The 8,938-nt window shown below is 67.1% G+C and carries 13 protein-coding genes and 1 pseudogene; 10 read left to right on the top strand and 4 right to left on the bottom strand.

Translation table 11 applies throughout. The features are described from left to right. A partial coding sequence (locus U9979_RS25245; protein WP_416220232.1) for a pentapeptide repeat-containing protein occupies positions 1 to 107 on the bottom strand: 107 nt, incomplete at its 3' end. 96 nt (positions 108 to 203) lie between these two features. Between U9979_RS25245 and U9979_RS15585 the strand changes: the two are divergent. Next, positions 204 to 548, top strand: a pseudogene (locus U9979_RS15585) (toll/interleukin-1 receptor domain-containing protein); the annotation flags it as partial. A gap of 239 nt (positions 549 to 787) precedes the next feature. Here U9979_RS15585 and U9979_RS15580 read toward each other — a convergent pair. After that, on the bottom strand, positions 788 to 1,147 hold the full coding sequence (locus U9979_RS15580) for a DUF2637 domain-containing protein (protein WP_322779947.1): 360 nt from the start codon (positions 1,145 to 1,147) through the stop codon (positions 788 to 790). 154 nt (positions 1,148 to 1,301) lie between these two features. Between U9979_RS15580 and U9979_RS15575 the strand changes: the two genes are divergently transcribed. From U9979_RS15575 to U9979_RS15565, 3 genes are all read left to right on the top strand, one after another. Beyond that, the gene (locus U9979_RS15575; RefSeq protein ID WP_322779946.1) at positions 1,302 to 2,906 is read left to right on the top strand and encodes a putative T7SS-secreted protein; all 1,605 of its coding nucleotides are present in this window, start codon (positions 1,302 to 1,304) and stop codon (positions 2,904 to 2,906) included. Position 2,907: 1 nt separating this feature from the next. Continuing rightward, positions 2,908 to 3,261, top strand: coding sequence for a hypothetical protein (locus tag U9979_RS15570; RefSeq protein WP_322749693.1), 354 nt, complete (start codon positions 2,908 to 2,910; stop codon positions 3,259 to 3,261). A gap of 272 nt (positions 3,262 to 3,533) precedes the next feature. Next, positions 3,534 to 3,692, top strand: a complete 159-nt coding sequence (locus U9979_RS15565) for a hypothetical protein (RefSeq protein ID WP_322779945.1) — start codon at positions 3,534 to 3,536, stop codon at positions 3,690 to 3,692. Between the two features lie 69 nt (positions 3,693 to 3,761). Here the strand turns inward: U9979_RS15565 and U9979_RS15560 are convergent, their stop codons facing one another. Continuing rightward, positions 3,762 to 4,259, bottom strand: a complete 498-nt coding sequence (locus tag U9979_RS15560; protein WP_322779944.1) for a hypothetical protein — start codon at positions 4,257 to 4,259, stop codon at positions 3,762 to 3,764. 224 nt (positions 4,260 to 4,483) lie between these two features. Between U9979_RS15560 and U9979_RS15555 the strand changes: the two genes are divergently transcribed. Continuing rightward, positions 4,484 to 5,029 (top strand): DUF6584 family protein, encoded by a 546-nt coding sequence (locus tag U9979_RS15555; protein WP_322779943.1) that lies wholly within the window; start codon positions 4,484 to 4,486, stop codon positions 5,027 to 5,029. Positions 5,030 to 5,101: 72 nt separating this feature from the next. Here the strand turns inward: U9979_RS15555 and U9979_RS15550 are convergent, their stop codons facing one another. Continuing rightward, a complete protein-coding gene (locus U9979_RS15550; protein ID WP_322754839.1) occupies positions 5,102 to 5,233 on the bottom strand; it encodes a hypothetical protein in 132 nt (43 codons plus the stop codon). 109 nt (positions 5,234 to 5,342) lie between these two features. On the opposite strand from U9979_RS15550, the gene U9979_RS15545 reads away from it, so the two are divergent. The 5 genes from U9979_RS15545 to U9979_RS15525 all read left to right on the top strand — a co-directional run bounded on the left by U9979_RS15545 (position 5,343) and on the right by U9979_RS15525 (position 8,808). Then, positions 5,343 to 5,582, top strand: coding sequence for a type II toxin-antitoxin system Phd/YefM family antitoxin (locus U9979_RS15545; protein ID WP_322779942.1), 240 nt, complete (start codon positions 5,343 to 5,345; stop codon positions 5,580 to 5,582). Further along, the gene (locus tag U9979_RS15540; protein WP_322779941.1) at positions 5,579 to 6,004 is read left to right on the top strand and encodes a type II toxin-antitoxin system VapC family toxin; all 426 of its coding nucleotides are present in this window, start codon (positions 5,579 to 5,581) and stop codon (positions 6,002 to 6,004) included. The genes U9979_RS15545 and U9979_RS15540 overlap by 4 nt, the downstream gene beginning before the upstream one ends. An 899-nt stretch (positions 6,005 to 6,903) precedes the next feature. Beyond that, complete coding sequence (locus U9979_RS15535; RefSeq protein WP_322779940.1) at positions 6,904 to 7,176, top strand: hypothetical protein; 273 nt, start codon at positions 6,904 to 6,906, stop codon at positions 7,174 to 7,176. 505 nt (positions 7,177 to 7,681) lie between these two features. Then, positions 7,682 to 8,206 carry a helix-turn-helix domain-containing protein gene (locus U9979_RS15530; RefSeq protein WP_322779939.1) on the top strand — a complete coding sequence of 175 codons (525 nt, stop codon included), beginning with the start codon at positions 7,682 to 7,684 and terminating at the stop codon, positions 8,204 to 8,206. 5 nt (positions 8,207 to 8,211) lie between these two features. Then, positions 8,212 to 8,808: a PIN domain-containing protein gene (locus U9979_RS15525; RefSeq protein WP_322779938.1), complete on the top strand. Its 597-nt coding sequence runs from the start codon at positions 8,212 to 8,214 to the stop codon at positions 8,806 to 8,808. Positions 8,809 to 8,938 lie beyond the last annotated feature (130 nt).

Genomic DNA, 8,938 nt, shown 5'->3' with positions numbered 1-8,938 from the left:
TGCGCCGAGCTCGGGCCCCACACGCCGGTGAGATCCGCACCGAACAGCCAGGCGCCGGTGAGATCCGCCCCGAACAGCGAGGCGCCGGTGAGATCGGCGCCCGGCACACCGGCGCGGGGTTTCGGTGGCTGGTCGGGTGCCAGCAGCGACGATTAGGGGCGTTAAGGTGCAGGCATCGTCCGGGTCTGGTGTGGGGGGTAAGGATGACCGCCGGTTTCGATGTGTTCGTCTCCTACGGACATGCCGATCAGCCGTGGGTGCGGGCGCTGGCGGAGAACCTCGAACGCGCCGGCCTGCACGTCTTCTATGACGAGTGGGAAATCGGCGCCGGGGATGTGTTGGTGCACCGGCTGGACGCGGGGATCCGCGACGCGGCCGCCGGAATTCTCGTGGTCAGCCCGCAGGCGCTGGCCCGGCCGTGGGTGGCGCAGGAGTACGCGGCGATGCTCACCCGCACGGTCGCCGGTCGCCAGCGGCTGATTCCGGTCCTGCTGACCGATGCCGAGCTGCCGCCGTTTCTCGCCGCCCGGGTCTGGGTCGATTTCCGCCAGACCCACGACCCGGCCAGCTACACCACGCGGGTCGCCGAGCTGGTCGCCGTGCTGCGCGGCCGGCGGCCGACCCGGCCGGCCGTAGACGGGACCGTGCGCCCGCCGCCCGACCTGGCGTTTCATCCCGAGGGCCCACGGGCCATGACCGTGACGGTCGGCTGGGACACGGTGGCGCTGACCGGCGCCGCCGGCACCGTCGCCGAGGGCCGGCCGGCCGGGTTGGACTGGCCGGCCGGTCAGGTCCTCGCCGAGTTGGCGCGGGTGCGGGCCCGCCGGTCGGCCACCGGCGGGATACCGCTCAAGGCGCCGGCCGCGGCGGGCCGGGTCGCGGGCGATCCGGTGGACGGCGCGCTACGCGCCGCCGGGCGGATGCTGGGCGAACGGGTCACATCGAACAGCACCGCCGCGGTCATGGAATCCTCCCCGCACTCAAGGGCGACTCCACGCATGTGGCGGTAGGAGACGAACGCGGCCACCGCCGCGACCGTGGCCACCCGGATGGCCCGCTCCGCCGCCGGACCTGACTGCCTACCGTGCGACACGGAATAGCCATCGTCCACAACAGATCCCCTTCCGATCCCCTCCGAATTGTCCATACCGGGCATCCTGTGCGACACGTCACACCGGGATGGCCACAATGGGATGAGCACATCCGGATCGTGATGTTCCATGCTAAAACGGCTCGCACCAGCTATTCTTGTTCAGCCCGGTTTGCCCATGAATCCGCATGGTTGACCAGAGGTGGGAGAGTTGAGCCGTCCGACCGACTGGGCCGTGCTCGGCCTGGACGGCGACCCGACACCCGGCGACCCGTTCGCCGTACGGGAACTGGCCCGACGGCTCCTGGAATTCGCCGCCGACGTGGAACACACCCGCAGCCAGGTGAGCACCCTCGTCACCAGTGGGACGGTCGAATCATGGCTGGGCCGGGCCGGCGACGCCTTCCGCGACGAACTGGACGCCTTCCCCGGCCAGCTACAGCGACTCGAAATGTCCTACCGCATGGCCGGCAACGCGCTGAACGCCTACGAACCCGTCCTGGCCGCCGCCCAGACACAGGCCGACCGGGCACTCGTGCGGGGACGGGACGCACGCGCCCTCCGGGACCAGGCGCAGCTTGCCGTGAGCCCGGAACAGGTCACCCTGGCCACGGCATCCTTGACGGTCACAGATCTGACCCCAGCCTCCTACGCCCACACCGCCGAGATCCCACCACCGGACCCCGATCAGCTGGCTCAGGCCATCCGCAACCAGCAGGCCGCCCAGACCCGGCTCGACCAGGCACGACACTCGGCCCAGAACGCGCAGGACGACCTGGACGCGGCCCGCCGCCTCGCCCTCGCCGCGAAACAAATCCGGGAAGACGCAGCCGCCACCTGCGCGGCGGCGATCCGAACCGCCTCCCACGCCGGCATCCGGAACAGACCTTGGTGGTCCTGGGACCGCCTGAAAGAACACGCGGGAACGGTCTGGCACACCGCCGTCGAAGTCGCGAAAATCACCGTCACCGTACTGGGCGTCATCGCCCTCGTCATCGGCGGACCGATCGCATGGGTGGTCCTCGCCGCCGCCCTCATCGTCCTCGCCGACGCCCTCGTCCGATACGACCGTGGCCAGGCAGGGCTCTGGGATGTCGGATTCGCCCTGCTCGACTGCATCCCCGGCACCCGAGGACTCACCACCCTCGGAAACCTCACCCACGGCCTGCGCACCGCCGGCCAGGCTCTACGCGACGGCCGAGCCCTCACCACCATCGCCCGCGGCGGCACCGCCCTCACCCGGCGCGCGATCACCACCGCCTGCGCCCACCTCACCACAACCGCCACCAACCTCCGCGGCGCCCGCACCTACACCACCACGCTGGTCAAAAGCCTGCTCCCCCACACCGGCGCCGTCACCCCCGACGGCCACCTGCTCATGGTCGGAGGTGACTCCCTCAGCAACGCCCACCACACCGCCAAAGACGCCCTCAACGAGGCCCGCGGCACGGATATCGGCACCGACACCGCACCAAGTATGATCTTCAAGAGTTCCAAGTATGACTATCTTTTTGGTAGAGTGAGTTCAGACTCGCACAACAGAGCCCGGAGTAACCAAATTGCTTTTTCGATGAAGCATCTCGGAATTTCCGACGACACACGAGGTCGCAAACTTCTGGAAGATCATTTTCGAGAAGTGGTTGCAGACCGGGATAATATTGTAAAGCGATTCGAAAATCAGTACGGAAATTTTGAGGTACGCGACTCCCTGCTTGTCGGTCCATCTGGAAAATTTGCCCACTTCGAGACAACCTGGCAGATTCTTCCGAATGGATCAAGAAGTTTTTCCACACTGATACCGAGATGGGGTGGATAAAATGACCACCGAACTATGCACGCCGGACGATGAAGAGCTTATCACCAGCTTCGACGTCACCCCAGAGATTGAGAGCGGAGAAGAGGCCTGGGAGCGATACCTGACCTATTCCCTGAGCGACGACTGGCGAGTTCGTTTTTCCTACAACATCATAGGAGGGTCGGTTCGATGCATCATCACTTACCGCGACTCAATTATACTGGAAAGTTTTCGTGAAGGAGCCGTCAGGATCGGAACCACCCGTGGGTTGCGAAACTCAATAACGGTCGACTTCCAGACGAGGGACACGCGAGGCCACTGGGCTGTCGGAATAGGGATTCCCCCTTCTTTCCACGAGGAGATTTTGCTTAGCTGACTTCCGTGCTTCCGATGGTTCCGGAGTCGAGATAGATCGCCAGCATTCGTCCTCGCGTGCCACGGCCAGCTCCTGCGCGGCGGCACCGCCCTCACCACCATCGCCCGCGGCGGCACCGCCCTCACCCGGCGCGCGATCACCACCGCCCGCGCCCACCTCACCACAACCGCCACCGCGTTGCGGATGGGTAGTCCTGGTCGATTCACCATGCTCCGACCGCTGACAATGAGTTATACCGAGCTCGATGGATCTACTACTGGGCGGCGGGGCAGGTGGACTACGTCGACGGGACAGATGGCCAACGCCGTTGGCAGGAGGTCCGCAGCGCGGTGACGCAACATCCCCGGTCCGGTGGCGATGTGGCGTACACGGCGGGTATCTGGGTGGACGGCGACGGTCGCGAGATCGTCGTTCTGACCGGGCACTGCTGAGATGATCGGTTCGATGACCGCCATACCTGTGGCGTGAGCGGCCGGGTCGCAGACGGTGGGCTGATTGCGCTATCGGGTCGGGAAGGGTGCGAGGTCCCGTTCCCATTGCTCGGCCGCGTCGCGGATCTCGTCGATCCCGAGGTGAAGGGGCAGGTAGAACGCGCTCCAGTGCCAGCGGGCGTCCTGCGCCGTCCACGGCGGTGCCGCTTCCGCCGACAGGTGCAGGCGGAGGTGCGCTGTGTGTAGGTCCCGCTCGTGCAGGCTGAAGGCGAGGTTCGGTTCGGTGAAGGACAGGACGTCGTCGGCGTCTTCGTCCGGGGCGGGGCTGCGGGTCACCTGCCCGGTGGCGACCCGGTGGAGCCAGTGGGCGAGGCCGCGGGCCTCCCAGGTGGTCAGGCACGGGTCGGTGAACGACCAGCCGCGTCCGTCGGGCGCTTGGACGTCGCCGCGTACGACGAGCCAGTTGGCGTCCCACCTGTCTCCGTCCGTGTCGGATCTCACCGAGTGGAACTGGTAGCGGACGGGGCGCAGCTCGACGGACGCGCCGGTGCGGGAGAGCAGTTTCACAGGGTCAGTTTCACAGGGTCAGCGTCGCAGCCCACGGGCCACGGGGGTGCACCGCGGGGCCAGTGCGGATAATTCGGTCGCTGTGTGCGGGGGTGGGGGGCTACGGTCGCCGTGGTCCCCGGCCGCGCCCGCATCCTCGCGGTTCGCGGTCGAGGGCCGCTGTGACGGGCCGTTGCCCGAAGCGTCCACCCACGTCGGCCCGGATCGGCGGGAAGGGATCCGGAATGGTCGAGCTGGCGGTGGAGGCGTCGCGTGCGCGGGTGGTCGCGGCTGCCCGTGCCGAGGTTGCGGCCGGCCGGCTGCCGTTCGCCCGGGATCGGCTGGCCGGTCTGCTGGCGCAGCATCCGGCGGATCCAGAGGCGCTCGATCTGCTGGGCGCGGTCTGTCGGGAGCTCGGCGACGAGGTTGCGGCCGGACGCTGGTGGTTCCTGTCCGCGCGGGACGACCCCGAGGCTGACGCCGCCCGGGCGGCGTTCCTCGCGGCGCAGGCCGAGCCGTGGAAGGCCGCGAACGCGCTGCGGGTCCGCGCGCCGGCCGAGGCGTTCCCGGACGAGGTGCAGGTTCGGCTGGCCGATCTCGTCAGCGAGGTGGCGGCGGCCGGCGGGTCGTGGGTGCCCGGTCAGCGTGCTCCGCTGACCCCGTCCACCGCGACGCAGACACGGTCATGGACGGAGCCGTTCCTCATCGGCGGAATCCTGCTGTCCACCGTTGGGGTCTGGCTGGTCGGCGTGATCACTCTCGTCGTGCTGGTCGTTTCCGCCGCTTCCTGAGTCGTAAGAACGGGCTCGGACCGGCGGGGTAGAGGCCGATTTCAGCCGACCCCCACAGACTTTAGTGAGGCGCTAACGGCCTTGGGAAGCGACGAGATCGGTCGGGTCGGTGTTCGCGCCGCACAGCACCACGGCATCCTCCACCGCGATCCGCCGGTTCCTCGCCACGCCCTCATGCGACGACATGACACTGGCGTCCGACACGATCTATTCCGCCGTCGCCGTAGATGATCTAGTTGGCCGCGCCGCGTTCTTCGCCGCCCGTAGGGAGTAGTGTAGGTACGTACCTACGCTACATTGGGAGGTGATCGCGATGAGCGTGGTCTCGTCCCGGGAGTTCAACCGCGACGTGAGCGCGGTCAAACGGGCTGCCGCGAGCGGCCCGGTGATCATTACGGATCGTGGTCGGCCGTCACACGTCCTGCTGTCGTTCGCCGACTATCAGCGGCTCACGGACACGGCCGGCAGACTGGGAGACGCGTTCGTCCTGGACGGGGACATCGATTTCGAGCCCGCCCGCCCGCGGGGCTCGCTGCGCGAGGTCGACCTGTGAGTTTCCTGCTCGACACCAACGTCATCTCGGAGCTCCGCAAGCCGGCCAAGCGTAGGGATGATCGATTCAACGCCTGGGCAGGGGCTTTGGCGCCATCGGACACATTCCTCTCGGTCATCACCGTGCTGGAACTGCGCGCCGGCATCGAAAACAAGCGACGACACGACTCGGGACAGGCGGCAGTCCTCGACTCGTGGCTGGATCACAACGTGCTACCCGCATATACGGGCCGGCTGCTCGACGTCGACCAGGCCGTCGCTGACTCGGCGGCGAGACTCCACGTGCCCGACCGGCGCCCTGCTCACGACGCTCTGATTGCCGCCACCGCCCAGGTACACAGCCTTACGCTCGTCACCCGCAACGAGTCCGATTTCGCCCCGATGGGCGTCCCACTCGTGAACCCTTGGACCTCCCACCTGTAAGCAGTCGCCCCCAACTGGGCGCCGCAGAAACTCGGGACGCACTGTGTACAGCGGAGTATTTGACGACGGACGCTTGTCGCCGACGTGGGGCGTTGCAGCTCAGCACACCGTTCAGGCCCATTAGCCCTGGCGGGTTCAAACGGTCGTAGCGACACTTCAATAGGATTATGCCAGTAGCGTCGAGAGATCGGGCGGTGGATGGGCCTGTACGAAGCGGAGTAATCATGACGAGGCCCTGGGGTCCGCCCCTCATCAAAAGATATAGATCTTATCGCCACAGTGGGGGCATGGGAGGGCGTCTCCCATCTTAAGCTTTCCCGTTATGGATTTCTTCCGGCAGGACCCGCACCTGATGAACCTCGTGTTGCAATCGGCGCACTTCCAGGGCCAGGATTGATTGTCCGGGTCGCGGGCGAAATCGAAAAAGAATTTCGCTGCCTTGGCATGGTTGTAGATGCCGGAGATACCTGCTCGGAGTAAGGCGCCTTTGTCGGTGTCGGTGTCTTTTGATTTACAAGAGGGGCATCTCATCGTCTGCTCGCTAGGAGGCCGGGAGGTCGGAATTTCGACCGCTATATCCCTCAAGTCGCCCAAAGTTGTCGGTTTCACAAACTCCCGGTTGGGCACCGCCGTGCCCGGACAACACCGCAGCGGGTCGGGCCACCGCCGGGAGCCTCGATCCAATCGGCAAGGCCCTGCGCACCCAGCCGTGGTCATCGAAGGCACGATGGGGAGAAGTCAACGCGGGTCGGGGACCCTTGTCCGTCGTCTGCGGCCCCGCGTAGAGGGCCGGCTCGGAGGCTGGCAGGTGCTGCTACCGAGCACGCATCGTGCCGGCCTGGCGACGCTGACCAACGGTTAGGGCGCGGATCGTCCGCGGCGGGCGATACGGTCGGCATGTGACTACGCCGGTCTTCACGCATGCGTGGGGGCAGAAGGCCAACGAGCTGAGTGTCGAGCCCGCGCTCGCGAGTTGGGACAGGGCTGGATTGCCCGGCCAGGCGCGCTCGGCCGCCTTCATCGGCGGCGTGTGCGCGGCCGTCGCAGGGCAGGCCCGTACGACACACGATCCGCTCGCCTTACGGCTCAACATCGGGCTGCCGGACACCGTGCCGCCGTACGCCCCGAACGACCTCGCTAACTACACTATTCCCCGCTCGCGCCGAAGCTGATCTGTGGAAGGCGACGATCGACTCGCTCGCCCCGATCCTCGACCGCGACGACGGCGCCCCGCGAATGAAACGCTCGAGACGGCCGCGACCTCAGGCCGCGCTGCACTGTCGACCCGGCCGCAGGCAACGAAATCATGATCGAGATCCGGCACCATCCATTGGTCAGAATCCGGCAACGCGAGACCGACGTAGCGCCGAGCGGTAGGTAACGCCGGTCATAGTCAGCTCCGCGGCCCCGGCGAGGCTGGACTTGCCGGAGTCCCTACGGTGGACCCGGTGGCTAGATCGGTTCGTGGCGCTCGCACCTGGTGCGGCCACCGGGCGATGCTTCGCGCGACCGCATGGCGCACCTCCGTCTCGTAGCGGGGCGACGCCGGCAATGTGGACGAGCCGCCCGGCCGGTGAGGTGGCAGCATCCTCCAGCGGTGGCGATCAGGAGCCCACGGCGCCTAGAATCGAGCAAAACGAGTATCCCGATCGTTGCGATCGTCTCTGGAGGCGGTTCATGACCTCGCCAGCACGAAACGAGCCGCTGCACGACGAGACCTACCTGCCGCAGGAGGACACCGGTGACATCATCGACTTCCTCAGAGCCCTGCGCGGCCGCGGACGGCAGGCGGCCGAGCCGCGCCCTCGGCTGACAGGTAACGACGGGCGCAGCGTCGAGCTACCCGAGCCCATGTTCGAGGTCCTCCTGCAGGTCGCCGCGGCGATGAAGGCAGGACTGGCGGTGACGGTGGTACCGCATCACCTGACCCTGTCCACGCAGGAGGCGGCGGACCTGCTGCGCATGTCGCGCACCACGCTCGTACGGCTGCTGGAGACCGGCGTCATCCCGTTCGAGAAGCCGAGTCGCCACCGCAAGGTCCGGCTCGACGACCTCCTCGAATACCGCAGACGCCAGCGGAACGCGGCCGAGCTCGCCTTCGCGGACATGATCGCCGACACCGACCGCCTCGGCCTGTATGACGTCGACCCCGACGAGACGCGGGTGGCGCTGAAGACCGCCCGCAAGAAGACGCAAGTCTGACCCGCGTGTTCAGCGCGCTGCTCGACACCTGCGTCCTCGTGCCCAGCAGGGCACGCGACGTACTGCTCGAGATCGCGAGCACCGGCGCCTACCGGCCCCTGTGGTCCACTGAGATCCTCGACGAACTCGACCGCACCCTCCGCACACTCCTCGGCAAGCGAGGGACATCACCCGAAGAAATCGACGCCTACCTCACCCGCCTCACCCGACAGATGAAGACCGCCTTCCCGGACGCCCTCGTCACCGACTGGGAGCCACTCGTCCCGACCATCCACCTGCCCGACCCCGACGATCGGCACGTGGTCGCCGCGGCCAGGACCGGCCGAGCCGACGTCATCGTCACCGACAACCTTGCGGACTTCCCGCCGAGCGCGCTGCCCGCGCCACTCATCCGGCAGTCCCTCGACGACTTCCTGCTCGACGAACTCGATCTCCATCCGGGCCAGGTCGTCACCGCCGTCCATGCGGTCGCCAGCAGGACGGGACGGTCGGGCCCCGCCATGACAGCTCACGACGTCGCAACGTATCTGCGTGCGCACGGTACCCCGGCCTTCGGTGACCGCCTGCTGGCGACACTGACGAACCGTGCACGTTCTAGCTGAGAGCGTTCGACCGACGGACGGACTGCGTAAGTGGTCTGGCCTGTGAGGATGAGGGGGACTCGGCGTGGCCGAACCCGAACAGGAACGTCAGACCGACCACGATCCCAATGACCGCGGTCACTAGCGGGAG

Origin of the sequence: Protofrankia sp. Cas4 (assembly GCF_963555915.1) — a bacterium.
Classification (GTDB): Bacteria; Actinomycetota; Actinomycetes; order Frankiales; family Frankiaceae; genus Protofrankia.
The sequence above is the reverse complement of the archived record's forward strand: the minus strand, read 5'-3'. Positions and strand labels throughout refer to the sequence as shown.